Source organism: Streptomyces sp. NPDC085932 (assembly GCF_044540525.1).
In the GTDB taxonomy this organism is placed as follows: domain Bacteria; phylum Actinomycetota; class Actinomycetes; order Streptomycetales; family Streptomycetaceae; genus Streptomyces; species Streptomyces levis.
In genome coordinates this window covers 386,265-412,265 of record NZ_JBITSJ010000003.1, presented here as the reverse complement: position 1 = coordinate 412,265, position 26,001 = coordinate 386,265, and the positions used below count along the sequence as shown (strand labels likewise).

Sequence of the window (26,001 nt, the reverse complement as noted above, 5' to 3'; positions counted from 1 at the left end):
AGATGTATGGGGCATACAGCCAACCCTCGGGGGGACGCGGCAGCCGGGTCAATGTGATCCTCGCGGCGCCTCCCGGACGGACCGCCCGATGAGTTACCGCCGCCCGCCCGGTCTACCGATCGTGGACGCCATGACACCGCCCGTGCTCGTACTGCCCGGACCCGTCACCCGGGACGAGGTGAGCGGGCTGAGCGACGACGTGCGGGCACTGCTGCAGGCCGGCGGTGCCCGGGTGGTCGTCTGTGACGTCGCAGGGCTGGGCCCGCCGGGGCTGGCCGCCGTGGACCTGCTGGCGCGGCTCCAGCTGGCCGCCCGCCGGGCCGGGGGCCGGATCAGGCTGCGCGACCCCGACCCGGCCCTATGCGCCCTGCTCGACCTGGTCGGTCTCCGCTTCGAGATGGAGGGGCAGGTCGAAGAGCGGGAACCAGCGCTGGGTGTCGAGGAAGCAGTGGAACCCGGTGATCCGGCCGTCTGAGATCTCCAGCACCTGGACCGCCCACGGCGTGAAGCCGCCCTTCTCCGGGTCCGGCTTGTACTGCGCGAAGCCCGGCAGGCCGTTGACCTGCACCGGCACCAGCCGGGAGCCCGCGCAGGGCGCGCCGAGCGTGGTCATGAAGCCGGTGATGTCCCGCACGCCGGTCAGCCACAGGTCGAACGGCGGCATCGTCATGACGGCGTCCTCGTGCAGCAGGGCCGTCAGCGCCGTCATGTCGTAGCCCTCGAAAGCCGCCACATAGCGGTCCAGCAGCTTCTGCTGGTCCTCGTCGAGCGGGTCGGAGACGGCCGCCTCCGCGCCCGGCTCCTGCCGCTCGGCGAGGGTGGCCCGGGCCCGCTGGAGCGCGCTGTTGACCGACGCCACCGACGTGTCGAGCAGCTCGGCGACCTCGCTCGCCTTCCAGGCCAGCACCTCGCGCAGGATCAGCACGGCCCGCTGCTTCGCCGGGAGTTGCTGCAGGGCGGCCATGAACGCGAGCCGCACGGACTCCTTGGCGACGGCCGCTTCCGCCGGGTCGTGGGTCGTGGGCAGCACGCGGGCGTCCGGCATGGGCTCCAGCCAGGTGTTGTCCGGTCGGGGGGAGAGGGCCGCCTGGGCGAGCGGGGTGGAGTCCGTCAGGTCCATGGGCCGGGCGCGCTTGTTGCCCGCGGTCAGCATGTCCAGGCACACGTTCGTCGCGATGCGGTAGAGCCAGGAGCGGAGGCTGGAGCGGCCCTCGAACTTGTCGTAGCTGCGCCAGGCGCGGACCATCGTGTCCTGCACCGCGTCCTCCGCCTCGAAGGAGGAGCCGAGCATCCGGTAGCAGTAGCCCGTCAGCTCCGTGCGGTGTGCCTCCAGCCTGCTGTCCAGATCCGTCGGTGTCGCCGTGCTGTTCGCCATCTCCACCCACCCCTGTGGACGTTCTGTTCACGCGCCATTGCGCCCCAGCACTTCGGAAGCTACCGCAGCCCACTGACAACGGCCCCCCGAGCGCATGAAGGCGCAGGTCAACGGCGGTGATCCACAACGGTTGCCGACGGTCCCGGCCCCCGGGCCCGACCGGGGGAGCGGCCCGCTCGGGGGCTCAGGCGGCAGGGGTGAGGCGTCGTTGCAGGCGGGCCGCCCGAGTGCCGAACACCGTGATCGTCACGACGCCCGCCACCGCCAGCAGCCCGACCCCGACCGTCCCGGCCCAGCCGCCCGCGTGGAAGGCGAGGGCGCCGGCCGTACTGCCCGCGCTGGAGCCGATGTAGTACGCGGACTGGTACAGCGCAGAGGCCTGGGCGCGGCCGTGCGCGGCGGTCTTGCTGACCGCCGAGGAGGCCACCGCGTGGCCCGCGAAGAAGCCCGCCGTGATGAGGACCAGGCCCAGCAGGACCAGCGGCAGCGAGCCCGCCAGGGACAGCAGCAGGCCCGCCGCCGTCGTGCCGCCGCCCGCGTACAGCGCGCCCCGGCGGCCCAGCCGGCCCACCAGGCGTCCGGCCGTCGACGCCGACACCGTGCCGACCAGGTACACCAGGAAGATCGAGCCGATGACGCCCTGCGGCAGCGAGAACGGCGCCTCGGTCAGCCGGTAGCCGATGACCGTGTACACCCCGCCGAACACCGTCATGAACAGCGCGCCGATGGCGTAGAGCCGGCACAGCAGCGGGTCGGACAGGTGGTCGCGGACCGTGCGGGCGAGGACGCGGGGGCGCAGTGAGCCGGCCGCGAAGTGCCGCGGGGCGGGCAGCAGCGCCCGGAAGGCCACCGCGCAGGCCACGGCGAGCACGCCGATGACCCCGACGGCGACCCGCCAGCCCCACTCCTGCGCGACCCAGCCGGTGATGACCCGGCCGCTCATCCCGCCGACGCTGTTGCCCGCGACGAACAGCCCGATCGCGGTGACCAGCGCCTTGGGGCTGACCTCCTCCGCGAGATACGCCGTCGCCGACGCCGGCAGACCGGCCAGCGCGGCGCCCTGGAGCGCCCGCAGCACCACCAGGACGCCCAGCGAGGGGGCGAAGGGCACCAGCAGTCCGACGGTCACCGCCACGGCCAGCGAGGCCGTCATGACCGTACGCCGTCCGAAGCGCTCGGACAGCGCGCTCATCGGCAGCACGAACAGCGCCAGTCCGCCCGTCGCGGCGGCCACGGTCCAGCTCGCGTCGCTCGCCGCCACCCCGAACTCGCCGGAGATCAGCGGGAGCAGCGCCTGGGTGGAGTACAGCAGCGCGAAGGTCGCGACACCCGCGAGGAAGAGGGCGAGGCTCATCCGGCGGTAGCCGGGCCCGCCCGGGGTCATGCGTGAGTCGGGAGCAGGGGCGGAGGCAGCGGCGCCCACGACGGTGGACGCCCCGGTACTGGCGGGAGACATGCCTCGAACGTACGGACGCGCCCACTGATCCGTCCAATGCATGGAACGGCCATAATCGTTCCCATGGTGCATCAACGCAGTTCAGCGGAGTGGTTGTCACCGTCCAGTGACACAGAAGACATGGTGCTGTCGCTGGCGCCGCGCCTGGCGTACTTCGCCGGCGTGGCCCGCACCGAGCACGTCACCCGCGCGGCGCAGGAGATGAACGTCCCGCAGTCGACGCTGTCGCGGTCCATGGCCCGGCTGGAGCAGGACCTGGGCGTCGACCTGTTCGCCCGGCACGGCCGCACGGTCTCTCTCACCCCGGCCGGCCGCACGTTCCTGACCTCGGTCGAGCGTGCCCTGGCGGAGGTCGGGCGCGCGGTCGAGGAGGTCCGGGCCGACGCCGACCCCACCACCGGCAAGGTCGCCTTCGGCTTCCTGCACACCATGGGCGCCGAGACCGTACCCGGCCTCCTCCAGGCCTTCCGCGCCGACCACCCCCGCGTCCGCTTCAGCCTCGTCCAGAACTACGGCGAGGCCATGCTCGAACGCCTGCGCGCCGGCGACCTCGACCTGTGTCTGACCTCCCCGGTCCCGGACGCCCCGGACCTGGTCGCCCGCCGCCTGGACGAACAGAAGCTGCGCCTGGTCGTCCCCGACGGCCATCGCCTGGCCGGCCGTCGCCGCATCCGCCTGGCCGAGGCGGCGGACGAAACCTTCGTCACCCTGGAGCCGGGCTACGGCCTGCGCCGCATCACCGACGACCTGTGCAAGGAGGCCGGCTTCAAACCCCGCATCGCCTTCGAGGGCGAGGAGGCCGAGACCCTGCGGGGTCTGGTGGCGGCGGGCCTGGGCGTCGCCCTCCTGCCCCCGCCGGCGGTCCCGCGCCCGGGAGTGGCCGAACTGACGGTGACCGCACCCAGGGCGGTCCGGGAAATCGGCGTGGCCTGGCTGGAAGGCCATCCGGACACGCCGCCGGTAGCCGCCTTCAAGAAGTTCCTTCTCTCCAGAAGGGGCAGCCTGTTGCCCTGATCCCGGGGTGCGGGGACCTGCGCGAGCAACCACACGCGACCCGCGGGCCGAAGAACACAGCAACCCGGACGGCGCTACCGCCGCGCAGGACTGAACCCCGCGGCCAGCGGCATCCGCAACCCCAGCGGCGGCGGCGCGGCCAGCGCATCCCGCACCGGCCGCGACACGGCCCGCCCGAACACCGCCCCCATCACGAAGTCCTCGGCCAGCGCCAGCACTTCGTCCCGGTACTGATGCAACCCGTGTCCGTCCGCGTGCACTTCGAACCGGCACACGTCACGGTTGGCCTTCTTCGCCCGCGCCGCCAGCCGGAACGACAGCTCCGGATCCGTCCGCTCGTCGTTCGTGCCGTGCACGATCAGCACCTGCCGGCCCACCAGTTGCCTCACCGGTTCGGGTGGCGCCGCCACGTCCTCCTCCGGCAGCCAGGGAGCCAGCGCCACCACGGAGTTGACGGCCTCGTGCCCGGCCGCGTGCAGCGCCGCCCGGCCGCCCATCCCCACCCCGGCGAGACAGACCGGGACGTCCCCGTACCGCCGCACGGCCTCGTCCGCCGCCCAGGCCGCGTCGCGGGAGAGATTCGCCTCGCTGCCGTTCCAGCCGCGGCAGCGGTAGTGCACCACGTGCGCGGCGAGACCCTCCTCCCGGCCCGCGCGGGCCAGCCGGCGCCCCAGGCCCCGGACGGAGGCGGTCGCCAGCAACGGCGACGGTCTGCGGCCGGAGACCTCGTCACCACCGGGGAGCAGCAGCACCACGCCGCTCACCGCCGTCGGCTCCGGTCCGAGTGCCCTTCCCAGCCGGGCCCTGCGAGCCGGCGTCGCTTGGTGTGCCATGACAGAACAGTGTCAGAAGGGTGGGTGTACTCGACCCGTCCTCGGGGTCACCGTTACGTATCGACGGAAACGTAAAGCAGCCGAGGACGCGCCGTCTACGCGCGTAGGAGTTAGAGTGCGGAAATGACGAGCCAGACCATCGCGAACACCCCGACTCCGGATCAGATCCGCCGGGCGCCCAAGGTTCTGCTGCACGATCATCTCGACGGCGGCCTGCGCCCCGCCACGATCGTCGAACTCGCCCGCGACAACGGCTACACCCAGCTCCCCGAGACCGACCCGGAGAAGCTCGGCGTCTGGTTCCGCGAGGCCGCCGACTCCGGCTCCCTGGAGCGGTACCTGGAGACGTTCTCCCACACCGTCGCCGTCATGCAGACCCGTGACGCCCTGGCCCGGGTCGCCGCCGAGTGCGCCGAGGACCTCGCCGCGGACGGTGTCGTCTACGCCGAGGTGCGCTACGCGCCCGAGCAGCACCTCCAGGGCGGCCTGAGCCTCGAAGAGGTCGTCGAGGCCGTCAACGAGGGCTTCCGGGAAGGGGAGCGGCGTGCCCGGGAGAACGGACAGCGCATCCGGGTCGGCGCCCTGCTCACCGCCATGCGGCACGCCGCCCGGGCCCTGGAGATCGCCGAACTCGCCAACCGCTACCGGGACCTGGGCGTCGTCGGCTTCGACATCGCGGGCGCCGAGGCCGGCTACCCGCCCACCCGGCACCTCGACGCCTTCGAGTACCTCAAGCGCGAGAACAACCACTTCACCATCCACGCCGGCGAGGCCTTCGGACTGCCCTCCATCTGGCAGGCCCTGCAGTGGTGCGGCGCCGACCGGCTCGGGCACGGGGTGCGGATCATCGACGACATCCAGGTGCACGAGGACGGCCGCGTCGAACTCGGGCGGCTCGCCTCGTACGTCCGGGACAAGCGCATCCCGCTGGAGCTGTGCCCGAGCTCCAACCTCCAGACCGGGGCCGCGTCCTCCTACGCCGAGCACCCCATCGGGCTGCTGCGCCGGCTGCACTTCCGGGCCACGGTCAACACGGACAACCGCCTGATGTCCCACACCAGCATGAGCCGGGAATTCGAGCACCTTGTCGAGGCATTCGGTTACACGCTCGACGACATGCAGTGGTTCTCCGTCAATGCGATGAAATCAGCGTTCATTCCTTTCGATGAACGACTGGCCATGATCAATGACGTGATCAAGCCGGGATATGCCGAGCTGAAATCCGAATGGCTGTTCCGCCAGACCGCCTCCACCAGCGGTTCTTCACCTTCCGACGGCTGACCGGGCAGAAATCCACGCACGGCGGATGCGGACGGTGTTCACAATCCGTCCGCATTTCGATGTTTGCGGCGGGCGGTGCGGGGTGTCTACGGTCGCTGGACCGCTCACACACCCCGTCATCCCATTACGAGGACGCCTTTCATGAAGCAGTCTGCTGCCAAGTCCCTCGGTGTCGCCGCTCTCGGTGCCGCCTTCGCCGCCGCCGGCGCCGGTGCCGCCAACGCCGCCGCCCCGGCCCTCCCGGACACCGCCCAGACGCTCGAGACCGTCACCACGGCGCTCCCGGCGGAGCAGCTCTCCCAGACGCTGCCGGGCTCGGGCGAGGCGCTGGGCCAGGGGCAGACGGCGGCCGGTGCCGGTCTCGCCGCCGCCCAGCCCGTCGCCGAGCAGCTGCTGGCCGAGGGCCCGACCGGTCCCGCCGCCAAGCTGCTGGGCGGCCTCCCGGTGCAGGGCCTGCCCACGCACGGCCTGCCGGTGAACGGCGTTCCGGTCGGCTGACCGTACGCCCAGGCGGACACACACCGCTGGGGCGCACCCCGGACACGGGGTGCGCCCCAGCGGCGTTTTCGCGCGCGTGCGTCACCAGGCGGTCTGCGCCTTGCTCTGCGTGCCGCTCTCCGAGGGCAGCAGGATCCACAGGGCGATGTACAGCAGGAACTGCGGGCCGGGCAGCAGGCACGAGACCAGGAAGATCACCCGCATCGTCGTCGCGGAGGTGCCGAAGCGCCGTGCCAGTGCGGCGCACACTCCGCCGATCATGCGGCCGTGGGTGGGGCGGGCGAGGCGGGACATGTGCGACTCCTTCAACGTCGGTGTGCGTGAGGCCTCTTCTCCGAGTACCCCATCTGCGCTCCACGCTACGGAGACGAAGGCGGCAAAACGTCGCTCCACGGGGCGATCCCGACCCTGGGAATCGTCGGGGTCCGACCCTGAGCCGGCTCCTCCACGAGCAGGGGCGCACGGGGCGGGCAGGCGGTGGTGCGACGGCGCAGCCAGGAGCGGCCGGCGGGCACCAGCGCGAGATGCGCGAGGGCGACGCCCGCGGTGTTCAGGAACAGCGAGTCCACGTCCACGACCTGGCCGGGAACGCCGGTCTGCAGCAGTTCGATGCCGAGCGAGAGCAGGGCGCCGGCCGCGGCGGTGCGCAGCAGCGACACCAGGGGTGAGACGGTCAGCCGGCCGCCCACCATCGGCAGCAGCACGCCGAGCGGGGCGAGCAGGGCCAGCTTCTCCCCGATGGGGCGGACCGCCTCGGGCCAGCCCAGGGCCAGGTCGGCCCGGATGCCGGCGAAGGGCCGCAGATTGGCGGGCATCACCCAGGGCACGTCCAGCGGCCGCAGCGTCAACCAGGCGACGAACGCGAGATGCGCGACGAGGAGGACACCTCCTGCCACCCGGACACGGAACGCGGCGCTGCCGCCGATGGAGCCTTGACGCTGCACGCCCCCCTAGACGCCGTCCGCGGCAGGAACGGTTCCGGGAGGGGCCCCGGGACGCCGGTGAGGCATGCGCCACAGCCGGGCCGCGTCACTCCGCGGCGACCTCCTTGGAGGGCGGTTCCGTACTCCCCGGGCGGGACCGCACCTCGTCGGTGCACTCGTAGCGGCGCGGCGGTTCGGCGCCCGGGCCCGCCAGGACCACGGAGCCGTCGCCCTCGGCGGCCGCCGAGTCGGAGAACGTGCAGACGATCTGCGCGAGGGCGTAGGAGGTGAGGCTGTCCGGCGCCGTGCCGAGCCGCAGCGTGTCGTCCGGGTCGCCGGGCCGGGGCCCGCCCACGGCGATGCCGCCGCGGACGTCCGTGCTGTACCCGGCCTCCTTCTCGGCGGGCGACGGCGGCTGGGCGAGCTGGTCCAGCAGGCCCTGCGCGATCAGCACGCGCCGCTCGGAGTCGGCCGCGCCGTCCGGGACCCGTACGGTCCGGTCGACGGTGACGAGCTGGGAGCCGCACAGCAGGAACACCTGCACCGGCAGCCCGCGGGCGGCCTGTGTCGAGCCGTCCGGCTCGGTGAGCGAGCACTGCACCCGCGAGGGCGCGGGCCCGAAGTTCGTCGGCACCTCGGTGGCCCGGATCCCGCACCCGGCCAGCAGCACGGCGAGCACCGGGAGGCCGGCCAGCCGGGACACGCGCGCCGGGCGCCGCCACCCCCCGTCCCGGGTCCTCCTCGCCACCGGGGCCGTGAGGGCCCGCCCGGGCGCCACCGGGCCCGCACCGCGGGCCGCCGCCGCCGCCCGTGGACGTCGTACGGTCATCGGGCGTCCCCCTTCGCGTCCTGACCTGTGCCGTGGTCCGCTTCGTCCCCCGGCTCGTCGCCGTCCCCGGAGGGCCGCTCCCCGGGCTCGGCGGAGTCCCGGGGCAGGCGCAGGGTGAACACCGCGCCCGAGTCGGGGGAGTTGGCCGCGGTGATCTCGCCGCCGTGGATGTGGGCGTTCTCCAGGGCGATGGACAGGCCGAGCCCGCTGCCCTCGGAGCGCGGCCGGGAGGCGCTGGCCTTGTAGAAGCGGTCGAAGACGTGCGGCAGGACATCCTCGGGGATGCCGGGCCCGTGGTCCTGCACCTCGATGACGAGCGAGTCGTCCTCCTCACGCACGGACACCCGCACCGGGGAGCCGCCGTGCTTGAGCGCGTTGCCGATGAGGTTGGCCAGGATGACGTCCAGCCGGCGGGGGTCAAGCCGGGCGTGGATGCCGCGCTCGGCGTCCAGCTCGACCGCGTCCAGCCAGGCGCGGGCGTCGATGCAGGCGGTGATCTGGTCGGCGATGTCGACGTCGTCCAGGACGAGCCGCGCGGTGCCCGCGTCGAAGCGGGTGACCTCCATCAGGTTCTCGACCAGGTCGTTCAGCCGCCGGGTCTCGCTGACGACGAGCCGTACGGCCGGCTCGATCATCGGGTCCATGCTCCCGGTCTCCGCCTCCAGCTCCTCCTCCAGCACCTCCGTGACGGCGGTGATGGCGGTGAGCGGCGTGCGCAGCTCGTGGCTCATGTCCGCCACGAAGCGCCGGGACGCCTCGTCCCGCGCGGCCATGTCGGCGACCCGTTTCTCCAGCGCCTCGGCCGCGTTGTTGAACGTCCGCGACAGATCGGCCAGTTCGTCGGTCCCGGACACCCGCAGCCGGGTGTCCAGCTTGCCCTCGCCGAGCCGTCGGGCGGCCGCCCCGAGCCGCTGGACCGGCTTCAGCACGGTCGTCGCCGCGGCCTGCGCGAGCAGCGCCGAGCCGATCAGGGCCAGGCCCGTGGCGATCCCCAGCGACCAGGCCAGCGAGTTGAGGTCCTTGGCCTCCGGCTCCAGCGACTTGAGCATGTAGCCGGTCGGGCCGCCGCCGATCACCCGCGTGCCCGCCACGAGGTAGGGGGTGTCGTGGTCGACTATCCGCTGCCAGTACAGGTGGTGCGGGTGCTTGTTGGTCCCGTCGACCTTCTGCGTCTTGTTCACCGCGGTGCGCAGCGACACCGGCACGTCCCGCAGCGAGAAGCCGCTCAGCCCGCCGGAGCTGCCGTAGACGGTCTTCCCGTCGGCGTTGCGGGCCACCAGCAGCACGCTGAAGCGCTGGTCGCTGCCGGCCATCTGGCCCGCGGTGTGCTGCAATTCGTCCTGGGTCGGCTGCTCGGGCAGCGCGCTCGCCCGGTTCTGCATCTCCTGCTCGAAGTCCCGCAGGACCGCGTCCTGGGTGCGGGTGAGCACGGCCTCGCGGTTGAGCCAGTACGCGATGCCGGACGCCGACACGGCCGCCGTCAGGGCCACCAGGCCGAAGACGAGGACCAGCCTCAGCCGCAGGCTGGTGAAGCGCAGCCGCGACAGAACTCCCTTGCGTGCCGCGGTCCAGCCGCGGTTACCCCCCGGGTCCTGCTGGGTCACTGAGGCGGATCCAGCCGGTAGCCGACACCCCGCACGGTACGGATCAGCGTCGGGGACGACGGCACGTCCTCGACCTTGGCGCGCAGCCGCTGGACGCAGGCGTCCACCAGTCGCGAGTCGCCCAGGTAGTCGTGCTCCCACACCAGCCGCAGCAGCTGCTGCCGGGACAGCGCCTGCCCCGGCCGCCGGCTCAGCTCCAGCAGCAGCCGCAGCTCGGTCGGCGTGAGCTGGAGGTCCTCGCCGTTCTTCGTCACGGTCATCGCCGAGCGGTCGATGACCAGGCTGCCGAACGTCGCCGCGTCGTTGGACTCCCGCTCGCCGCGCCGCAGCACGGCCCGGATCCGGGCGTCCAGCACCCGCCCCTGCACCGGTTTCACCACGTAGTCGTCGGCGCCGGACTCCAGCCCGACCACCACGTCGATGTCGTCGCTGCGCGCGGTCAGCAGAATGATCGGCAACTGGTCCGTGCGCCGGATGCGCCGGCACACCTCGAACCCGTCGATGCCGGGCAGCATCACGTCCAGCACGATCAGATCCGGCCGCTGCTCGCGCAGCAGCTTCAGACCGTCCTCACCACTGGCAGCGGTCGCCACGCGGTGGCCCTGGCGCGTCAGAGAGAGCTCCAGGGCCGTCCGGATGGCGTCGTCGTCCTCGATCAGCAACAGGGAAGGCACGGGCTCATTCTGGCCCATGGAGGGCTCGGGGTTCGACCGGTGGGCCCGACAGGATGCCGCGGGCACCGGCGAACCCTGTGGACGAGGTGTGTTCGTCCTGTGGCCGACCCCTGTGACAGGTCTGTGACAGTCGGCGGACACGGCGATGAAAGTGCCGCGGCAAGCTTTTCGGCACAGGCAAGGAAGCCCGCCCGACCGGCGGGCCGCACACCGGAAGTCCACGACGGGGGGCGCGAGATGAACACGCTGCACGGCACCAGCACCAGCGCAGTGATCACGCGTCTGCACGACGTGCACCGGGGTCCGGAGAAGTCCGGTGCCGTGAGCGGGCGGGGGTGCGCTCGCGGCGCCGGGCGTCAGCACACCGCGTTCATGACGGTGGTCGACGCACGCACGGGGGAGAGCAAGGGGACGGGGGCGGTTCACGGGGGAGCCGCGTACGGGGAGGACTCGGGGGAGCGTCGTTCGCTGACCGAGGCGGAGTTCACCGCCTACGTCCAGGAGCGCCGCGCCTCCCTGTACGCCACCGCCTACCACCTCACCGGCGACCGCTTCGAGGCCGAGGACCTGCTGCAGAGCGCGCTGTTCTCGACCTACCGGGCGTGGGACCGGATCAGCGACAAGGCCGCGGTCGGCGGATACCTCCGCCGCACCATGACCAACCTGCACATCAGCGCCTGGCGGCGCCGCAAGCTCAACGAGTACCCGACCGAGGAACTGCCGGAGACGCCCGGTGACACGGACGCGATGCGCGGCACCGAGCTGCGCGCGGTCCTGTGGCAGGCGCTGGCCCGGCTGCCCGAGCTCCAGCGCACCATGCTGGTCCTGCGCTACTACGAGGGCCGTACGGACCCGGAGATCGCGGAGATCCTCGACATCAGTGTCGGCACGGTGAAGTCCAGCATCTGGCGGTCGCTCCGCCGGCTGCGCGAGGACGAGGTCCTCAGCTTCGGCCGTGACGAGGAGGACGCCTTCGGCGAGCTCGTCGCCTGAAGGCTGGGGGGGAGCACCACAAGAGGGGGCCCACGGGGGATCTGTGGAGACGCTGGGGGGCGTCTCCCCAGGAGAGTGGGGACACGGGGGGACACGGGGGAAACGGGGAGCGGGACTGGAGGGCCGGGGGGTCCGTCCAGTCCCGCTTTTTCGTGTGCCCGCCGTCCGCTCAGGCCGCCGTGCGCAGCCCCGCGCAGCGGCCCGCCGCAGCGTCCGCCAGCCGGCCCATCGCCTCGTCGCGGTCACAGGCGTACGCGCCCAGCGCGGTCTGGCGGGCGACGATCGAGCGCTCCTGCCGCATCAGGCGCCAGCCGCGGCGCAGCAGGAACGGCACCGACTTGCGGCCCTCGCGCAGATCCCGCAGGAAGCGGCGGCGGAAGGTCTTCACCGGGCCGCGACTCAGACACAGCGCGTCGGCGAGGACGCCCAGCTCCCGGCAGCGCGTGACGATCTCGGCGGCGAAGATGCCCTCGGCGATGAACAGCGGGGTCCGGCCGATGTCGACCGTCTCGGCGCCGGTCCGGGCGCTCAACGAGAGGTCGTAGAGGGGAACGTCCGTACGGCCCGTGCCGCACAGCTCGACGATGGCGGCCACGGCCGCCTCCGCGTCCCAGGACTTCGGGTGGTCCCAGTCGATGTCGGAGCTCCCCGCCACCAGGGGCAGTGTCGGGTCGTCGCCCTCCTTGTAGAAGTCGTCGAGCCGCAGCACCGGGAGGCCGGAGCGGGCCGCGAGGAGGGACTTGCCGGAGCCGGAGGGGCCGCAGAGCAGCACGACTCGCGTGGGTATGGGCAGAGGGGAACTCACGGGACACCAGTGTGAGGCATCCATCGGGGGCCGTACGACCCCGCGGGTCGGCTTTGATGCGCGCGTCACACCTCAACTACCCTTCGCGTTGATTCGGTTACCGAGTGCATCAGAAGGTGGCAGCGATGGCCCGACACGACTCCCCCAAGAAGCCGACCGCCCGGCGCGCTCTGGCCCTCCTCGCCACCGCGGGGGCGGCGCTGGGCGCGGGCACGACGACGGCCGCGGCGGACACCACGTCCCTCCTCGGCGTGGTCAACACGCGGCCCACCGACCTCGGCAGGATCGACCCCCAGTCCGGCCTCCAGGCCGCGACAGGCACGCTCGGCTACGTCACCGGCCCGGTCGCCGGTCTCAAGCCCAACCCGCTCGCCGGCACGGGAGTCGACCCGCTCGACAACGGCGTCGGCACCCAGCTCGCCGACTTCAAGCCGATGACCTCGCAGGCGCTGACGGGACCGGTGGCGCAGGCGCAGTCGATCGCGGGCATCCCGGTGGTGGGGCAGGTCGCGGGGCTGCTGTCCCGGCAGCAGTAGGCGCGCCCATGGAAGAAGCCCCGGCCCTCCCGGACGGAGGAGGGCCGGGGCTCCGGCTGCGGGGACTCCTAGTAGGAGGAACCCGAGGCGCCCAGCGAACCCGTCGGATGCCAGACCGTCTTGGTCTCCAGGAACGCCGTCATGCGGTCGGTGCCGGGTGTCCGCGCGTAATCCACAGGCTGTGGACGCAGCACGCGCTTGAGGTTGTCGGCCGCGGCGATCTCCAGCTCCTTCGCCAGCACCTCGTCGGCGCCCGCGAGGTCGATCGCGTTGACGTCCTGGTGGGCGGCGAGCGGGGTGGCGATCTCCGCCGTGCGGCCCGAGAGGACGTTGACCACGCCGCCGGGCACGTCCGAGGTGGCCAGCACCTCGGCCAGGGACAGCGCAGGCAGCGGGGCCTTCTCGCTGGCCACCACGACCGCCGTGTTGCCGGTGGCGATCACCGGGGCGAGCACCGACACCAGGCCCAGGAACGACGACTCCTGCGGCGCCAGCACGGCGACGACGCCCGTCGGCTCGGGGGAGGAGAGGTTGAAGAACGGGCCCGCGACCGGGTTGCCGCCGCCGACCACCTGGGCGATCTTGTCGGTCCAGCCCGCGTACCAGACCCAGCGGTCGATCGTCGCGTCGACGATCACCGCGGCCTTGGACTTGCCCAGGCCCTCCGCGTCGGCCACCTCACGCACGAACTGGTCCCGGCGGCCCTCCAGCATCTCGGCGACGCGGTAGAGCACCTGGCCCCGGTTGTACGCCGTCGCCGCGGACCAGCCGCCGAACGCCTTGCGGGCCGCGACGACCGCGTCCCGGGCGTCCTTGCGGGACGACAGCGGAGCGTTGGCCAGCCAGTTGCCCTTCGAATCCGTCACCTCGTACACCCGGCCGCTCTCGGAACGCGGGAACTTCCCGCCGACGTACAGCTTGTAGGTCTTGAAGACACTCAGCCGCTGCTGCTCGGACTTCTCAGACATCGAGGTACGCCTCCAGGCCGTGACGGCCGCCCTCGCGGCCGAAGCCCGACTCCTTGTAACCGCCGAACGGCGACGTCGGGTCGAACTTGTTGAACGTGTTGGACCAGACGACGCCCGCGCGGAGCTTGTTCGCGACCGCCAGGATGCGCGAGCCCTTCTCCGTCCAGATGCCGGCGGACAGGCCGTACGGCGTGTTGTTGGCCTTGGCGACCGCCTCGTCCGGCGTGCGGAACGTCAGCACCGACAGCACCGGGCCGAAGATCTCGTCCCGGGCGACCGTGTGCGCCTGGGTGACGTTCGTGAACAGCGTCGGGGCGAACCAGTAACCGCTCTCGGGCAGTTCGCAGGCCGGGGACCAGCGCTCGGCGCCCTCCGCCTCGCCCTGCTCGACGAGCGAGGTGATGCGGGTGAGCTGCTCCTCGGAGTTGATCGCGCCGATGTCGGTGTTCTTGTCCAGCGGGTCGCCGAGGCGCAGCGTGGACAGGCGGCGCTTGAGGGAGTCGAGCAGCTCCTCCTGGATCGACTCCTGGACCAGCAGACGGCTGCCCGCGCAGCAGACCTGGCCCTGGTTGAAGAAGATGCCGTTGACGATGCCCTCGACGGCCTGGTCGATCGGGGCGTCGTCGAAGACGATGTTGGCGCCCTTGCCGCCGAGCTCCAGCGTGACCTTCTTGCGGGTGCCGGCGACCGTGCGGGCGATCTCCTTGCCGACGGCCGTGGAACCGGTGAAGGCCACCTTGTCCACGTCCGGGTGGGCGACCAGCGCCGCGCCCGCGTCGCCGTAGCCCGGGAGGATGTTGACGACGCCCCTGGGCAGGCCCGCCTGGCGGCAGATGTCCGCGAAGAACAGGGCGGACAGCGGGGTCGTCTCGGCGGGCTTCAGCACCACCGTGTTGCCCGTCGCCAGTGCCGGGGCGATCTTCCACGCCAGCATCAGCAGCGGGAAGTTCCAGGGGATGACCTGGCCCGCGACACCGAGCGGCCGGGGGTTCGCGCCGAAGCCGGCGTGGTCGAGCTTGTCGGCCCAGCCCGCGTAGTAGAAGAAGTGCGCGGCGACCAGCGGGAGGTCCGCGTCGCGGGTCTCCTTGATCGGCTTGCCGTTGTCCAGGGTCTCCAGGACGGCGAGCTCACGTGACCGCTCCTGGATGATCCGCGCGATGCGGAACAGGTACTTGGCGCGCTCCGAGCCGGGCAGCGCCGACCACGTCGCGAACGCCCGGCGCGCGGCCTTCACCGCCCGGTCGACGTCCTCGGAACCGGCCTGCGCGATCTCGGACAGGACCTCCTCGGAGGACGGCGAGACGGTCTTGAAGACCTTGCCGTCGGCCGCCTCGACGAACTCGCCGTCGATGAACAGGCCGTAGGAGGGCGCGATGTCGACGATCGAGCGCGACTCGGGGGCCGGGGCGTATGCGAATACCGATGACACGTTGTCCATGCTCATGGGGCTCAGTCCACCGTCACGTAGTCGGGACCGGAGTAGCGGCCGGTGGCCAGCTTCTGGCGCTGCATCAGCAGGTCGTTGAGCAGCGAGGAGGCGCCGAAGCGGAACCAGTGGTTGTCCAGCCAGTCCTCGCCCGCCGTCTCGTTGACCAGCACGAGGAACTTGATGGCGTCCTTGGACGTGCGGATGCCGCCGGCCGGCTTCACGCCGACCTGGATGCCGGTCTGGGCGCGGAAGTCGCGCACCGCCTCCAGCATCAGCAGCGTGTTCGCCGGGGTCGCGTTGACCGCGACCTTTCCGGTGGAGGTCTTGATGAAGTCCGCCCCCGCCAGCATGCCGAGCCAGCTCGCGCGCCGGATGTTGTCGTACGTCGAGAGCTCGCCCGTCTCGAAGATGACCTTCAGGCGCGCGGACGTGCCGCAGGCCTCCTTCACGGCGGTGATCTCGTCGTACACCTTCAAGTATCGCCCCGCGAGGAACGCCCCGCGGTCGATGACCATGTCGATCTCGTCGGCGCCGGCGGCGACGGCCTCGCGCACGTCGGTCAGCTTCACGTCGAGCGAGGCACGGCCGGCCGGGAACGCCGTGGCCACCGAGGCGACCTTCACGCCGGAACCGGCGACGGCCTCCTTGGCCACGGCCGCCATGTCGGGGTAGACGCAGACGGCGGCCGTCGCGGGCGTCGTACGGTCGGTCGGGTCGGGCCTGACCGCCTTCGCGCCGAGCGCCCGGACCTTGCCCGGGGTGTCCGCGCCTTCCAGCGTCGTCAGGTCGACCATCGAGATGGCCAGGTCGATCGCGTACGCCTTGGCGGTCGTCTTGATCGAACGCGTGCCGAGGGAGGCCGCACGCCCCTCGAGTCCGACCGCGTCGACGCCCGGGAGCCCGTGGAGGAAGCGGCGCAGCGCGCTGTCGGACGAGGCGACGTCCTTGAGGGGGTGAGCTGCGGTGAGTGCAGAACTGGGCATGGTCACCAGACGAGCATATCTACGCGCGTAGCGGCTGTACAGCCCTCCGGTTCTTCCCGGGACCCTCCTCGGGAGAGCCTCGGGCGGATGACGGAGCGCCGGACGGGTCCGGCAGAATCGAGACATGACGAGCCCCGAACCCCAGTCACCAGCGCCGCAGCCGTCGGAGCCCGAGTCCCGGGACCGGGTGTTCCGGTCGGTTCCGGCCATCGCCGGTGGCGTGATGCTGCTCGGCATCGCCGCGTGGATCGGCATCGACGCGGTGATCAACGGCGGGGGCCGCACGCCCTGGCTGGCGCTCGCCGTGCTGCTCCTCGTGGTGCCGCTGGTCGTCGCCTTCACGCTGCGGCCCGCCGTGTACGCAGGGAACGACCGGCTGCGGATCCGCAACCCCTGGCGCGTCATCGTGGTGCCCTGGGGGCAGGTCGCCTCCCTGCGGTCCGCCTACTCGAACGAGGTCCTCACCGCGTCCGGCGCGAAGTACCAGCTGTGGGCCGTCCCCGTCTCGCTGCGCGCCCGCAAGCGGGCCGCGCGACGCGAGATGCGGGCGACGGCGCAGGCACGGCGGCAGATGGGGCAGGACGGGGGCCGAGGCGGTGCGTCCGGAACGCGGTCCGGGCTCGGCGGCGGCTTCGAGGCGGGGCCCGTGTCCGACGGGCCGGTACGGGCCGAGACCGACCGGATCATGGACGATCTCCGTGCGCTGCACGAGGACCGGCGCGAGGCGGCGTCGGCGCAGGGCGAGGTGACCGTGCGGTGGGCCTACGAGGTCATGGGCCCCGCTCTCGCCGGCGCGGTGCTGGTACTGATCCTGGTGGCGGTGGGCTGACGGCCCGGACGGTCCGTGGGACCGGGCGGCCGCACGAGCGGTGGAGCGGGCGGCAGCAAAACCGGTGGAGCGGCGCGGGGCGGCGAGCCTAGGTTCCAGGGATGAGCACTCGTACCTTCCGCGTCACCGTGCGCGGTGTCTTCGACGGACTGAGCGAAGAACAGCGGGCCGCGCTGCTGGAGCGTGCCGCCGAGCACGACATGCTGCGCGCGGCCTTCACACCCGAGGGGCACCTGTCCTACGACGTGGCCGCCCGCCCCGCCTTCACGTTCCGGTTCCTGGACTCCGGGGAGGCCGAGGAGGACATCCTGGAGGCGACGGAGCGGGCCGAGAACGCCGCGCGGGCGTGGCTGGAGCAGCGCGGATACGGCTACAAGAACCTCAGGTCGTCGGCCGAGGACCTCTCTCTGGCGCCCCTGGGCAAGCGGCAGCGGCGGGAGGCCGCGAAGAAGGGTTTCTGAAGGGGACCGGGGCGGGCCCGGCCCCCCGGGGCCCGTGCCGCCCGCCTGCACGGCCTCCCCCGGGGCGGCGTCCGGTGGTGGCGCGTCCGGTGGCCGACGGGGGAGCTCCGGCGGCCGGGCGCTCGGTGGCCGGCCGGGCGCCCGGCGGTGGTGGGCGCTCGGTGAGCCGGACGCCCTTCGGGTCAGATGCCCGCGGCCATGGACAGGTCGCGCTTGATCGACTCCAGGACGTCCGTCGCCTTCGCGCGGGCCGCGGGGAGGCCGGCGTGCGAGGCGACCGGGACGACGACCTCCAGGTAGCACTTCAGCTTCGGCTCCGTGCCGCTCGGGCGGACGATGACCCGGGCGCCGTCCAGCGTGTAGCGCAGGCCGTCCGTGGGCGGGAGGGTGTCCGTGCCCCGGGTGAGGTCGTCGGTGCGCGTGACGGGCAGGCCCGCGAGCTCGGTCGGGGGCTGCTCGCGCAGGCGGGTCATCGCCGCCGCGATGAGGGAGAGGTCCTCCACGCGGACCGACAGCTGGTCCGTCGCGTGCAGGCCGTGCTCCACCGCCAGGTCGTCCAGCAGGTCCAGGAGGGTGCGGCCCTCCTCCTTGAGCTGCGAGGCCAGTTCCGTGACCAGGAGCGCCGCCGTGATGCCGTCCTTGTCGCGGACGCCGTCGGGGTCCACGCAGTAGCCGAGGGCCTCCTCGTAGCCGTAGCGCAGGCCCTCCGCGCGGGCGATCCACTTGAAGCCGGTCAGCGTCTCGACGTGGCGCAGGCCCGCCTTCTCGGCGATCCGGCCGAGCAGGGACGACGAGACGATCGACTCCGCGAAGGTGCCGGTCGCGCCGCGGCGGACCAGGTGGGCGGCGAGGAGCGCGCCGACCTCGTCGCCGCGGAGCATGCGCCAGTCGGTGCCGTCCTGGACGGCGACGGCGCAGCGGTCCGCGTCCGGGTCGTTGGCGATGATCAGGTCAGGGGCGGTCTTCCGGGCCTCGGCGAACGCCAGGTCCATCGCGCCGGGCTCCTCCGGGTTGGGGAACGCGACGGTCGGGAAGTCCGGGTCGGGGTCGGCCTGCTCGGCGACGAGGACCGGTTCCGGGAAGCCGGCGCGGGCGAAGGCGGCCAGGAGGACGTCCTTGCCGACGCCGTGCATCGCCGTGTACACCGTGCGGGCGGTGCGCGGCGAGCCCTCGGCGAGGACGGCGTCCGTGCGGGCGAGGTAGGCGTCGAGGACGCTGTCGTCGAGGGTGTCCCAGCCCTCGGTGGGGCGGCGGACCGTGGTGAGGGAGGGGACGGCGGCGATCTCGGCGGCGATCTCGGCGTCCGCCGGGGGGACGATCTGGGAGCCGTCGCCGAGGTAGACCTTGTAGCCGTTGTCGCGCGGCGGGTTGTGGCTGGCGGTGACCTCCACGCCCGCGACCGCGCCGAGGTGCCTTATCGCGAAGGCGAGCACGGGGGTGGGCAGGGGGCGGGGGAGGACGGCCGCGCGCAGACCGGCACCGGTCATGACGGCGGCGGTGTCCAGGGCGAAGTCGCGCGACTTGTACCGGGCGTCGTAGCCGATGACGACGAGGCCGCTGTCGTTTCCCTGCTTCCTGAGGTACGCGGCGAGGCCCGCGGCGGCGCGGATGACGACCGTGCGGTTCATGCGCATCGGGCCGGCGCCGAGTTCGCCGCGGAGGCCGGCGGTACCGAACTGGAGCGTGCCGCTGAAGCGGGCGGCGAGTTCGGCGTGGTCCCGGGCCTCGATGAGGCCGGCCAGCTCGGCGCGGGTGTCCGGGTCGGGGTCCTCGGTGAGCCACGCCTGGGCCTGGGCGATGAGTTCCTCGTGCACGGTGTGGTGTCAGCCTTTCCGGTGTGGTGGCGTGCGGTGTGGTCTGCCTGCGGCGTGGTGGGGGTGCGCGTCTTCGCCTGCCGCCGGGTGGTGGGTCGGGGCCGCGCCGGGGGGTGTCCGTCCTCGGAACGGCGCGATGGGGTTGCGTACCGACCAACCGTCCGTCGACGCGCCAACCGCTGCGGGCGGACACCCCCCGACACGTCCCCTTCTCGCCGTACGCGGGTGCGGGAGCGCACCACGGCGGCTGCGGCCCCCCAGGGGGCGCGGGGAACTGCGCGACCAGCCACTACGGGCCCGCAGCCGCCGGACGACCTGCAGAAGCGTCCCTTAGAGGCGGCCCAGGACCTGGGCCAGCAGGGAGCCCATCCGGGTGGCGCTGTCGCGGCCCGCCTGGAGGACCTCCTCGTGGTTCAGGGGCTCGCCCGTCATGCCCGCCGCCAGGTTGGTGACGAGGGAGATGCCCAGGACCTCCGCGCCCGCCTCGCGTGCGGCGATCGCCTCCAGGACCGTCGACATGCCCACCAGGTCCGCGCCGATGACACGGGCCATGCGGATCTCGGCCGGCGTCTCGTAGTGCGGGCCGGGGAACTGGGCGTAGACGCCCTCCTCCAGGGTGGGGTCGACCTCCTTGCACAGGGCCCGCAGGCGCGGGGAGTACAGGTCGGTGAGGTCGACGAAGTTGGCGCCGACGATGGGGGAGGTGGCGGTGAGGTTGATGTGGTCGCTGATCAGGACCGGCTGGCCGGGGCGCATGCCCTCGCGCAGGCCGCCGCAGCCGTTGGTGAGGACGATCGTCTTGCAGCCGGCCGACACGGCGGTGCGCACGCCGTGGGCGACGGCGGCGACCCCGCGGCCCTCGTAGTAGTGCGTGCGGCCCAGGAAGACCAGGGCGCGCTTGTTGCCGATCCGGTAGGAGCGGATCTTGCCGCCGTGCCCCTCGACCGCCGGGGGCGGGAAGCCGGGCAGTTCGGTGACCTGGAGCTCGGCCTCGGGGGCGCCCAGGGCGTCCACGGCCGGGGCCCAGCCGGAGCCCATCACGAGAGCGACGTCGTGGGTCTCGGCGCCCGTGAGTTCGCGCAGGCGGGCCGCGGCGGCGTCGGCGGCCGCGTGCGGGTCGCCCTGGATGTCGTCCGGAAGAAGAGATGCGTTCACGCCGACGAGGGTAGCCGGTGAATGCCTACGCGCGTAGATGGTGGAGCTGACGGGGTGGCGATCGTTGTCTTGTCGTTTCCGACGAGGCGGTCGCTCAGCAGGGGCGCTTGCGCAGTTCCATGACGTAGTCGTGCGGGGCGCCGGCCGACTCCGCCGCGTCGGCGATCTCGCCGAGGTAGCGGGCGGAGGGCAGGCCCCCCTCGTACGCGTTGAGGGTGAAGGCCCAGGCGGGCTCCTCACCGTCCAGGGTGTGCACCCGCACGCGCGTGCGGCGGTAGATGTCGAGGCCCACGCCCTCCCAGCGGTCCAGCGACTCCTCGTCCATGGGGGCGATGTCGTAGAGGGAGACGAAGACCTGGCAGAGGGGGTCCTCCACGATCGTCGGCAGGGCGCCCTCCCAGCCCATGTGCTCGCCGCCGAAGGTCAGCCGCCATCCGTTCAGCCAGCCGGTGGCGCGCAGCGGCGAGTGCGGGGCGCGGCGGGACATCAGCCGCGCGTCGAGGTTGCCGGCGTACGCGGCGTAGAGCGACATGGGGAGAGGGTACGGCAGGCCGTACGGCGTCACTCGCGTAACAGAGCCGCCCCGGGGCGGTGCCGTGCCGGGGGGTGCGGGACAATGGAGTACGTGACTCGGATCGTGATCATCGGTGGCGGACCCGGCGGATACGAAGCGGCGCTGGTGGCCGCTCAACTCGGCGCGGAGGTGACCGTCGTCGACCGCGACGGTCTGGGCGGGGCGTCGGTGCTGACCGACTGCGTGCCGTCGAAGACTCTGATCGCCACGGCCGAGGTGATGACCACCTTCGACTCCTCCTACGAGGAGCTGGGCATCATCGTCGCGGACGACACGCCGCACATCGAGCAGGCAGCCCGGGTCGTGGGCGTCGACCTGGGCAAGGTCAACCGGCGTGTGAAGCGGCTCGCGCTCGCCCAGTCGCACGACATCACCGCCTCCGTGACGCGGGCCGGGGCGCGTGTCCTGCGCGGGCGCGGGCGGCTGGAGGGCATGCAGGCGCTCGACGGGTCGCGCAAGGTCGTGGTGAGCGCCGCCGACGGGACCGAGGAGACCCTGACGGCCGACGCGGTGCTCATCGCCACCGGCGGGCACCCGCGGGAGCTGCCCGACGCCCGGCCGGACGGCGAGCGGATCCTGAACTGGACCCAGGTGTACGACCTCGACGAGCTCCCCGAGGAGCTGATCGTGGTCGGGTCGGGTGTGACCGGTGCCGAGTTCGCCGGTGCCTACCAGGCGCTGGGTTCCAGGGTGACGCTCGTGTCGTCGCGTGACCGGGTGCTGCCCGGCGAGGACCCGGACGCGGCCGCGGTGCTGGAGGACGTCTTCCGGCGGCGCGGCATGAACGTCATGGGCCGTTCCCGCGCCCAGTCCGCCAAGCGGGTCGGCGACCGGGTCGAGGTCACGCTGGCCGACGGGCGGGTCATCACCGGCTCGCACTGCCTCATGGCGGTCGGCGCCGTGCCCAACAGCGAGGGCATGGGCCTGGAGGAGGCCGGTGTCCGGCTGCGCGAGTCCGGCCACATCTGGACCGACAAGGTCTCGCGCACGACCGCTCCCGGCGTGTACGCGGCCGGTGACGTGACCGGGGTCTTCGCCCTCGCGTCCGTGGCCGCCATGCAGGGGCGTATCGCCATGTACCACTTCCTGGGCGACGCCGTGACCCCGCTGAACCTGAAGACCGTCTCGTCGAACGTCTTCACCGACCCGGAGATCGCCACCGTCGGCTACACGCAGGCCGACGTCGACGCCGGGAAGATCGACGCCCGGGTGGTGAAGCTGCCGCTGCTGCGCAACCCGCGCGCCAAGATGCAGGGCATCCGCGACGGCTTCGTCAAGATCTTCTGCCGGCCGGGCACGGGCATCGTGGTGGGCGGCGTGGTCGTGGCGCCCCGCGCCTCGGAACTGATCCACCCCATCTCGATCGCGGTCGACAACAATCTGACGGTCGAGCAGATCGCGAACGCGTTCACCGTCTACCCCTCGCTGTCGGGCTCGATCGCCGAGGTGGCACGCCAGTTGCACACACGGAAGATGAACGGCGACGGCTGAGGCCGAAACCGGCTCCTCGCTGGTCACGGGGAGTGTTCGACCATGCGTACGGCATAAGCGGGGCGACTAGGCCCTATACCACTTCGCGCTGCCGCGTGCGAACATCTTCTGCTATTCAGCGCAAACTGCTGAAAGCAGACGGTCGCTGGCGTTACTGTCAGTTTCGTGTTCGCTGCAGAACGTCGCCAATTGATCCTCGAAATGGTGCGAGCGAACGGGGCCGTGTCGCTCCGTGAGCTCGCCCGCGTCGTCCAGACCTCCGAAGTGACCGTACGGCGGGACGTGCGCGCGCTGGAGGCAGAAGGACTCCTCGACCGCCGGCACGGCGGTGCGGTACTGCCGGGCGGTTTCACGCGGGAGTCCGGCTTTCCGCAGAAGTCCCATCTCGCGACCGCCGAGAAGACCGCCATCGCCGACCTCGCCGCGAATCTCGTGGAAGAGGGGGAGGCGATCGTGGTCGGGGCGGGTACGACGACCCAGGAGCTGGCCCGCCGGCTCGCCCGGGTGCCCGGTCTGACCGTCGTCACCAACTCGCTGCTCGTGGCGCAGGCACTGGCCCACGCCAACCGGGTCGAGGTCGTGATGACCGGCGGTACGCTCCGCGGTTCGAACTACGCCCTGGTGGGCAGCGGGGCCGAGCAGTCCCTGCACGGGCTGCGCGTGTCCCGGGCCTTCCTGTCCGGGAGCGGGCTGACCGCCGAGCGAGGGCTGTCCACGTCCAACATGCTGTCGGCGTCCGTCGACCGGGCGCTGGTGCAGGCGGCCGCGGAGGTCGTGGTCCTAGCGGACCACACCAAGCTCGGGACGGACACGATGTTCCAGACCGTGCCGACGGACCTCATCACCCGCCTCGTGACGGACGAGCCGCCCGCCCACGACGACCGTGCGGCCACGGAGCTCCAGGCACTGGCCGACCAGGGCGTGCAGATCGCCGTGGCCGGCGGGCAGGGGGGTTCCACGGGGTCGGCAGGCCCCGGGGGTGATGCCGTCCCGGCGCGTCAGCAGCGCCGGGACGTGCCGTTGCCCGGGCCTCGGCGGCAGGTGCCGGGGGGTGGGGGCGGTGGATTGCGGTCCACCTCGATGCTCGGGGAGCAGGGGCCGGGGGCCGAGCGGGCCCGGGTGGCGGATCTGCGGCGGCGTTGAGCGGCGCGGTGGGTTGAGTCGCTGCGGGTTGCGAGGTGCTCGGCGCTGCCGCTGAGGTCGGGGTGCTGCGCAGCCCGGCGGTGCGGGGTGCTGCTGCGCCCACCCGTGCCGCCCCAGCGGCACGACTGCCCGCAGCTAGGCGGATCGCCTGAGCGGTACGCGGGCCCGCGGGCGCGGGCAGCAGAGCGGCGCGGCCCCCCGAGGGGCCGCGCCGTATGCGTTGGGCTGGGGTGCGTCAGTCCTTGATCTCGCAGATCGCCGCGCCCGACGTGACCGACGCGCCGATCTCCGCCGACAGGCCCTTGATCGTGCCGGAGCGGTGCGCGTTGAGGGGCTGTTCCATCTTCATGGCCTCCAGGACGACGATCAGGTCGCCCTCCTTGACCTCCTGGCCCTCCTCGACCGCGACCTTGACGATCGTGCCCTGCATCGGGGAGGCGAGCGTGTCGCCCGAGGCGACCGGGCCCGACTTCTTCGCCGCGCGGCGCTTCGGCTTGGCGCCCGCCGCGAGACCCGTGCGGGCCAGGGACATGCCCAGCGAGGACGGGAGGGAGACCTCCAGGCGCTTGCCGCCGACCTCGACGACCACCGTCTCGCGGCCCGGCTCCTCGTCCGCCTCGGCGTCGGCCGGTGCGGTGAAGGGCTTGATCTCGTTGACGAACTCCGTCTCGATCCAGCGGGTGTGGACCGTGAACGGGTCCGACGAGCCGGTGAGCTCGGGTGCGAACGCCGGGTCCTTCACCACCGCGCGGTGGAACGGGATGGCCGTGGCCATGCCCTCGACCTGGAACTCCTCCAGCGCACGCGCGGCCCGCTCCAGGGCCTCCTTGCGGGTGCGGCCCGTGACGATCAGCTTCGCCAGCAGGGAGTCCCACGCCGGGCCGATGACCGAGCCGGACTCCACGCCCGCGTCCAGGCGCACGCCCGGGCCGGACGGCGGGGCGAACGTGGTGACGGTGCCCGGCGCGGGCAGGAAGTTGCGGCCCGGGTCCTCGCCGTTGATACGGAACTCGAACGAGTGACCCCGCAGCTCCGGGTCGCCGTACCCGAGCTCCTCGCCGTCGGCGATGCGGAACATCTCGCGCACCAGGTCGATGCCGGCGACCTCCTCGGTGACCGGGTGCTCCACCTGGAGGCGGGTGTTGACCTCCAGGAAGGAGATCGTGCCGTCCATGCCGACGAGGAACTCGACCGTGCCGGCGCCGACGTAGCCGGCCTCCTTCAGGATCGCCTTCGACGCGCGGTACAGCTCCGCGAGCTGCTCCTCGGAGAGGAACGGCGCGGGGGCCTCCTCGACCAGCTTCTGGTGGCGGCGCTGCAGGGAGCAGTCACGGGTGGAGACGACCACCACGTTGCCGTGCTGGTCGGCCAGGCACTGGGTCTCCACGTGCCGGGGCTTGTCGAGGTAGCGCTCGACGAAGCACTCGCCGCGGCCGAAGGCCGCCACGGCCTCGCGGACCGCCGAGTCGTACAGCTCCGGGACCTCTTCCAGCGTGCGCGCGACCTTCAGGCCGCGGCCGCCGCCGCCGAACGCCGCCTTGATGGCGATGGGCAGGCCGTGCTCCTCGGCGAAGGCGACGACCTCGTCGGCACCGGACACCGGGTCGGGCGTGCCCGCCACCAGCGGGGCGCCCGCGCGCTGCGCGATGTGCCGGGCGGCGACCTTGTCGCCGAGGTCGCGGATGGCCTGCGGCGGCGGGCCGATCCAGATCAGGCCCGCGTCCAGGACCGCCTGGGCGAACTCGGCGTTCTCGGAGAGGAAGCCGTAGCCGGGGTGGATCGCGTCCGCGCCGGACTCCCGGGCGGCCTTCAGCACCTTCTCGATGTCGAGGTAGCTGGTTCCCGGGGTGTCACCGCCCAGGGCGAACGCCTCATCCGCGGCGCGGACATGCAGAGCGTCCCGGTCCGGGTCGGCGTAGACGGCCACGCTCGCGATCCCGGCGTCCCGGCAGGCCCGGGCCACGCGGACAGCGATTTCGCCACGGTTGGCGATGAGCACCTTGCGCACGATTGAGGCTCCCTCCTTGAAACAAGCCGAGTTTAGGGACTGCCGACACGGCACTTCGACCCGTCCCCAGTGGTGAGCTTGCCCACACGGAGCGTGATGCGAGGCTCGCTCGACCCGCGAAATCCCTTGTCGCACCGCAGAACGCAGTGCTCCTCCGGGAAACCCTAGCCGTCCCCTGTGGTCAAGGTCTCTGTCATCACGTGCTGCGGGCCACTCCGTTTCTTTGTGGAGTCCCTACGAATGGCCCAATGATTCTTTGCCCGCCGCCGGACCCTTGTCCCCCGGTTTACCGGTGAGTAGCGTTCGCGCTGTCCCGAACGGAAGA

Annotated in this window: 26 protein-coding genes; 10 read left to right on the top strand and 16 right to left on the bottom strand. The window is 72.4% G+C overall.

The window, feature by feature from the left end:
• The first annotated feature begins 88 nt into the window (after positions 1-88).
• Complete coding sequence (locus ACIGAQ_RS17915) at positions 89-475, top strand: STAS domain-containing protein (RefSeq protein ID WP_399783812.1); 387 nt, start codon at positions 89-91, stop codon at positions 473-475.
• Here the strand turns inward: ACIGAQ_RS17915 and ACIGAQ_RS17910 are convergent.
• Complete coding sequence (locus ACIGAQ_RS17910; protein WP_311680021.1) at positions 359-1,375, bottom strand: sigma-70 family RNA polymerase sigma factor; 1,017 nt, start codon at positions 1,373-1,375, stop codon at positions 359-361. The two genes, ACIGAQ_RS17915 and ACIGAQ_RS17910, sit on opposite strands and share 117 nt — an antisense overlap.
• 184 nt (positions 1,376-1,559) lie before the next feature.
• A complete protein-coding gene (locus tag ACIGAQ_RS17905) occupies positions 1,560-2,831 on the bottom strand; it encodes an MFS transporter (protein ID WP_399783809.1) in 1,272 nt (423 codons plus the stop codon).
• Positions 2,832-2,894: 63 nt separating this feature from the next.
• On the opposite strand from ACIGAQ_RS17905, the gene ACIGAQ_RS17900 reads away from it, so the two are divergent.
• Entirely contained in the window at positions 2,895-3,845 is a 951-nt protein-coding gene (locus ACIGAQ_RS17900; protein ID WP_311680017.1) for a LysR family transcriptional regulator, read from the top strand.
• Positions 3,846-3,919: 74 nt separating this feature from the next.
• On the opposite strand, the gene ACIGAQ_RS17895 is transcribed toward ACIGAQ_RS17900, so the two are convergent.
• Complete coding sequence (locus ACIGAQ_RS17895; protein WP_362277344.1) at positions 3,920-4,678, bottom strand: alpha/beta hydrolase; 759 nt, start codon at positions 4,676-4,678, stop codon at positions 3,920-3,922.
• A gap of 123 nt (positions 4,679-4,801) precedes the next feature.
• Here ACIGAQ_RS17895 and ACIGAQ_RS17890 point away from each other — a divergent pair, with 123 nt between their 5' ends.
• Positions 4,802-5,959 (top strand): adenosine deaminase, encoded by a 1,158-nt coding sequence (locus ACIGAQ_RS17890; RefSeq protein ID WP_362277347.1) that lies wholly within the window; start codon positions 4,802-4,804, stop codon positions 5,957-5,959.
• A gap of 141 nt (positions 5,960-6,100) precedes the next feature.
• Positions 6,101-6,457 carry an ATP-binding protein gene (locus ACIGAQ_RS17885; protein ID WP_311680011.1) on the top strand — a complete coding sequence of 119 codons (357 nt, stop codon included), beginning with the start codon at positions 6,101-6,103 and terminating at the stop codon, positions 6,455-6,457.
• 81 nt (positions 6,458-6,538) lie between these two features.
• Here ACIGAQ_RS17885 and ACIGAQ_RS17880 read toward each other — a convergent pair whose 3' ends face one another.
• From ACIGAQ_RS17880 to afsQ1, 5 genes are all read right to left on the bottom strand, one after another.
• Positions 6,539-6,751: a PspC domain-containing protein gene (locus ACIGAQ_RS17880; RefSeq protein WP_094054970.1), complete on the bottom strand. Its 213-nt coding sequence runs from the start codon at positions 6,749-6,751 to the stop codon at positions 6,539-6,541.
• A gap of 65 nt (positions 6,752-6,816) precedes the next feature.
• Positions 6,817-7,401 carry a VanZ family protein gene (locus ACIGAQ_RS17875; RefSeq protein ID WP_311680009.1) on the bottom strand — a complete coding sequence of 195 codons (585 nt, stop codon included), beginning with the start codon at positions 7,399-7,401 and terminating at the stop codon, positions 6,817-6,819.
• Positions 7,402-7,486: 85 nt separating this feature from the next.
• Positions 7,487-8,209: a hypothetical protein gene (locus tag ACIGAQ_RS17870; protein WP_399783802.1), complete on the bottom strand. Its 723-nt coding sequence runs from the start codon at positions 8,207-8,209 to the stop codon at positions 7,487-7,489.
• Positions 8,206-9,813, bottom strand: a complete 1,608-nt coding sequence (locus ACIGAQ_RS17865; protein ID WP_399783799.1) for an ATP-binding protein — start codon at positions 9,811-9,813, stop codon at positions 8,206-8,208. The genes ACIGAQ_RS17870 and ACIGAQ_RS17865 overlap by 4 nt, the downstream gene beginning before the upstream one ends.
• A complete protein-coding gene (gene afsQ1, locus ACIGAQ_RS17860) occupies positions 9,810-10,487 on the bottom strand; it encodes a two-component system response regulator AfsQ1 (protein ID WP_010048893.1) in 678 nt (225 codons plus the stop codon). Before afsQ1 ends, ACIGAQ_RS17865 begins: the two co-directional genes overlap by 4 nt.
• A 237-nt stretch (positions 10,488-10,724) precedes the next feature.
• Between afsQ1 and ACIGAQ_RS17855 the strand changes: the two genes are divergently transcribed.
• On the top strand, positions 10,725-11,480 hold the full coding sequence (locus ACIGAQ_RS17855; protein WP_311680001.1) for a SigE family RNA polymerase sigma factor: 756 nt from the start codon (positions 10,725-10,727) through the stop codon (positions 11,478-11,480).
• A 169-nt stretch (positions 11,481-11,649) separates the two neighbouring features.
• On the opposite strand, the gene ACIGAQ_RS17850 is transcribed toward ACIGAQ_RS17855, so the two are convergent.
• Complete coding sequence (locus ACIGAQ_RS17850; protein WP_399783795.1) at positions 11,650-12,354, bottom strand: uridine kinase; 705 nt, start codon at positions 12,352-12,354, stop codon at positions 11,650-11,652.
• Between the two features lie 56 nt (positions 12,355-12,410).
• Here ACIGAQ_RS17850 and ACIGAQ_RS17845 point away from each other — a divergent pair, with 56 nt between their 5' ends.
• Positions 12,411-12,821 carry a hypothetical protein gene (locus ACIGAQ_RS17845; protein WP_399783792.1) on the top strand — a complete coding sequence of 137 codons (411 nt, stop codon included), beginning with the start codon at positions 12,411-12,413 and terminating at the stop codon, positions 12,819-12,821.
• Between the two features lie 68 nt (positions 12,822-12,889).
• On the opposite strand, the gene ACIGAQ_RS17840 is transcribed toward ACIGAQ_RS17845, so the two are convergent.
• The 3 genes from ACIGAQ_RS17840 to deoC are packed head-to-tail and all read right to left on the bottom strand — an operon-like array spanning position 12,890 to position 16,201.
• Positions 12,890-13,789 (bottom strand): aldehyde dehydrogenase family protein, encoded by a 900-nt coding sequence (locus tag ACIGAQ_RS17840; protein WP_399783789.1) that lies wholly within the window; start codon positions 13,787-13,789, stop codon positions 12,890-12,892.
• Positions 13,782-15,218, bottom strand: a complete 1,437-nt coding sequence (locus ACIGAQ_RS17835; RefSeq protein WP_399783786.1) for an aldehyde dehydrogenase family protein — start codon at positions 15,216-15,218, stop codon at positions 13,782-13,784. The genes ACIGAQ_RS17840 and ACIGAQ_RS17835 overlap by 8 nt, the downstream gene beginning before the upstream one ends.
• Before the next feature lie 20 nt (positions 15,219-15,238).
• Positions 15,239-16,201: a deoxyribose-phosphate aldolase gene (gene deoC / locus ACIGAQ_RS17830; protein ID WP_399783783.1), complete on the bottom strand. Its 963-nt coding sequence runs from the start codon at positions 16,199-16,201 to the stop codon at positions 15,239-15,241.
• A gap of 124 nt (positions 16,202-16,325) precedes the next feature.
• Between deoC and ACIGAQ_RS17825 the strand changes: the two genes are divergently transcribed.
• Entirely contained in the window at positions 16,326-17,030 is a 705-nt protein-coding gene (locus tag ACIGAQ_RS17825) for a PH domain-containing protein (protein WP_399783780.1), read from the top strand.
• Positions 17,031-17,131: 101 nt separating this feature from the next.
• Positions 17,132-17,491, top strand: coding sequence for a DUF6204 family protein (locus tag ACIGAQ_RS17820; RefSeq protein WP_311679987.1), 360 nt, complete (start codon positions 17,132-17,134; stop codon positions 17,489-17,491).
• A gap of 182 nt (positions 17,492-17,673) precedes the next feature.
• Here the strand turns inward: ACIGAQ_RS17820 and ACIGAQ_RS17815 are convergent, their stop codons facing one another.
• The 3 genes from ACIGAQ_RS17815 to ACIGAQ_RS17805 all read right to left on the bottom strand — a co-directional run bounded on the left by ACIGAQ_RS17815 (position 17,674) and on the right by ACIGAQ_RS17805 (position 20,992).
• Positions 17,674-19,305 (bottom strand): phospho-sugar mutase, encoded by a 1,632-nt coding sequence (locus tag ACIGAQ_RS17815; protein ID WP_399783777.1) that lies wholly within the window; start codon positions 19,303-19,305, stop codon positions 17,674-17,676.
• A 330-nt stretch (positions 19,306-19,635) separates the two neighbouring features.
• Entirely contained in the window at positions 19,636-20,460 is an 825-nt protein-coding gene (locus ACIGAQ_RS17810) for a purine-nucleoside phosphorylase (protein ID WP_311679983.1), read from the bottom strand.
• A gap of 94 nt (positions 20,461-20,554) precedes the next feature.
• Complete coding sequence (locus ACIGAQ_RS17805) at positions 20,555-20,992, bottom strand: gamma-glutamylcyclotransferase (RefSeq protein WP_311679981.1); 438 nt, start codon at positions 20,990-20,992, stop codon at positions 20,555-20,557.
• A gap of 84 nt (positions 20,993-21,076) precedes the next feature.
• Between ACIGAQ_RS17805 and ACIGAQ_RS17800 the strand changes: the two genes are divergently transcribed.
• Both ACIGAQ_RS17800 and ACIGAQ_RS17795 read left to right on the top strand, forming a co-directional pair.
• A complete protein-coding gene (locus ACIGAQ_RS17800; RefSeq protein WP_311679979.1) occupies positions 21,077-22,525 on the top strand; it encodes an NAD(P)H-quinone dehydrogenase in 1,449 nt (482 codons plus the stop codon).
• 165 nt (positions 22,526-22,690) lie between these two features.
• Positions 22,691-23,668, top strand: coding sequence for a DeoR/GlpR family DNA-binding transcription regulator (locus tag ACIGAQ_RS17795; protein ID WP_399783772.1), 978 nt, complete (start codon positions 22,691-22,693; stop codon positions 23,666-23,668).
• Positions 23,669-23,903: 235 nt separating this feature from the next.
• Here ACIGAQ_RS17795 and ACIGAQ_RS17790 read toward each other — a convergent pair whose 3' ends face one another.
• Positions 23,904-25,676: a biotin carboxylase N-terminal domain-containing protein gene (locus ACIGAQ_RS17790; RefSeq protein ID WP_311679975.1), complete on the bottom strand. Its 1,773-nt coding sequence runs from the start codon at positions 25,674-25,676 to the stop codon at positions 23,904-23,906.
• Positions 25,677-26,001: the final 325 nt, after the last annotated feature.